The sequence below is a fragment of the Pseudoalteromonas sp. Angola-7 genome, assembly GCF_028599255.1.
Classification (GTDB): domain Bacteria; phylum Pseudomonadota; class Gammaproteobacteria; order Enterobacterales; family Alteromonadaceae; genus Pseudoalteromonas; species Pseudoalteromonas atlantica.
On record NZ_JAQREL010000071.1, the window covers coordinates 1 to 255 of the forward strand.

1 rRNA gene is annotated in these 255 nt (G+C 56.1%); it reads left to right on the forward strand.

Going from position 1 to position 255, the window contains the following annotated elements:
* Window positions 1–255, forward strand: a 16S ribosomal RNA gene (locus PSH50_RS21290); the annotation flags it as partial.

Here is a 255-nt window from a genome sequence, read left to right on the forward strand (position 1 = left end):
GGGGACAACAGTTGGAAACGACTGCTAATACCGCATAATGTCTACGGACCAAAGGGGGCTTCGGCTCTCGCCTTTAGATTGGCCCAAGTGGGATTAGCTAGTTGGTGAGGTAATGGCTCACCAAGGCGACGATCCCTAGCTGGTTTGAGAGGATGATCAGCCACACTGGGACTGAGACACGGCCCAGACTCCTACGGGAGGCAGCAGTGGGGAATATTGCACAATGGGCGCAAGCCTGATGCAGCCATGCCGCGT